At 67.8% G+C, this 1,991-nt stretch carries 1 protein-coding gene; it reads right to left on the reverse strand.

The genetic code is table 11. The annotated features are described in order from the left end of the window. Positions 1 to 1,756: HAMP domain-containing methyl-accepting chemotaxis protein (locus BM436_RS34625; RefSeq protein ID WP_229491036.1), on the reverse strand; the 1,756-nt coding region annotated here is incomplete at its 3' end. Positions 1,757 to 1,991 lie beyond the last annotated feature (235 nt).

The raw sequence follows: 1,991 nt of genomic DNA on the forward strand, positions 1-1,991 counted from the left end.
GCACCGCCTCGCTGGTGGCCTTGAGCGACTCCACCGTCTGCTGGGTGGCGTCGTTCAGCTGCATCATGGTCTCGGTGATCTGCTGCGCGCCCACCGCCTGCGACTGCATGCCCTGCAACACCGCGTCGAACTGGGGCGCCAGCTTCTGCACCTGGGCCATCACGCCGGACAGCTGGTCCGTGACCTGGCGCACCTCGCCCACGCTGCGGCGGACCTCCTCGGCGAACTTGTCCATGCCCATCACGCTGGCCGACACCGCCGACTGCATCTCTTTGAGCATCTGCTCGATGTCCCAGGTCGACACCGAGGTCTGGTCGGCCAGGCGGCGGATCTCGGTGGCCACCACCGAGAAGCCGCGTCCCGCCTCGCCGGCCTTCTCGGCCTCGATGGCCGCGTTCAGCGACAGGATGTTGGTCTGGTCGGCCACCTTGGTGATGGTGGCCAGCACGCCGTTGATGTTGCTGGCCTTCTCGGACAACGCCGCCAGCTTGGCGCTGATGGTGTCGGTGGCGGCCACCATGTGCTGCATGGTCTCATCCATGCGCCGCAGGTTGTCCTGCGCCTCGGCGGTGGCGCTGGTGGTGTAGTCGGCCACGGCGGTGGCGTCCTCCATGGTCTTGAGCAGCTGCTGGGTGTTGGCCGAGATCTCCTTGGTGGTGGACAGCACCTCGACGCTGGTCTGGGCCTGCTCCACGCCGGTCGCCTCCTGCTCCTTGGCGGAGGCGGCGATCTCGGTGGCCGAGGTGGTGACCTGGATGCCGGCCTTCTGCACATTGTTCAGCAGCACGCGCAGGTTGTCGAACATCCTGGCCAGGCCGTGGCCCAGTTGGCCGATGGCGTCGTCGCCGGCCACCGTGATGCGGCCGGTCAGGTCGCCCGAGGCGGCCTTCGACACCACGGCCAGCAGCGCGTCCACCTTGCCGCGCAGGTCGTTGGTGGCGGCCTGCTCGCGCAGGCGGTTGTCCTGGATGGCCTGCGCCATGCGGTTGAATTCCGTGGTGACCTGGCCCAGCTCGTCGTTGGACACCACCGCCGCGCGCGCGTCCTGTTCACCGGCGGCGATGCGGCTGACGGCGTGCGTCAGGTTGTTCAGTGGCCCCAGCAGCGCGTTCGACAGCAGCCAGGCGATCCCCAGCGCCAGCGCGGCGCAGACCGCGCCGCCGGCCGACAGCACCATCACCATCGAGCGCTGCAGCGCTGCCGACGCCTGCGTGCGTTCCACCAGCAGGCGGTTCTCCTCGTCCGCCGCCTCCTTCAGGGCCGCGTAGACGGCCCCGGTGAGCGGGCTGCCCTGCTTGAGTTGGGATTCCGGCGCCTTGCCTATGATGTCCGCCGCGCCGGGCGTGTCGCCCAGTTGCTGGCGCCGCGCGACCTGCACCTCGGCCACGTCCTTGACCCAGGTATCGAGGTTGGAGGTGACCTTGGCCAGGCGCTCCTTCTGCGCCGGGTTGTCCTCGGTCAGCTTGCGCAGCTTTTGCATGGCGGCCGGGATGTCGTCGAGCTGCGTCTTGATGCGTTCGATGCGGTAGGCGTCGCCGGTCAGGTAGTAGCCGCGCAACTGGACCTGGGCCTCCAGGATGTGGTTGCGCACCTCGTCGATGGCCAGCAGCACGTTCATCGTGTGCCGGTCCCAGGCGTTCGCCTCGGACAGTCGGCTGAAGTTGTTGTAGGCGGTGGCCAGCAGCACCAGGATGATGGCCAGGATGGAGCCCAGGCCCAGGTAGAGTTTCTTCTTGATACTCAGGTCCTTGACCATTTTTTCTCCGGTATCTGTGTAGGACGAAGGCAATAAACGTATTCTGCCACGCGCCGCGCGCCGATGGGGCCGCGTTCAGGCGAGCACGGCGAAGCTGGCCACGCTGGCCTGCAGGTCGCCTGCCGCGTACTGCAGCTGGCGCACCGCCTCGCTGGTGGCCTTGAGCGACTCCACCGTCTGCTGGGTGGCGTCGTTCAGCTGCATCATGGTCTCGGTGATCTGCTGCGCGCCCACC

The sequence above is a fragment of the Pseudoduganella namucuonensis genome, from assembly GCF_900116645.1.
Taxonomy (GTDB): Bacteria; Pseudomonadota; Gammaproteobacteria; order Burkholderiales; family Burkholderiaceae_D; genus Rugamonas; species Rugamonas namucuonensis.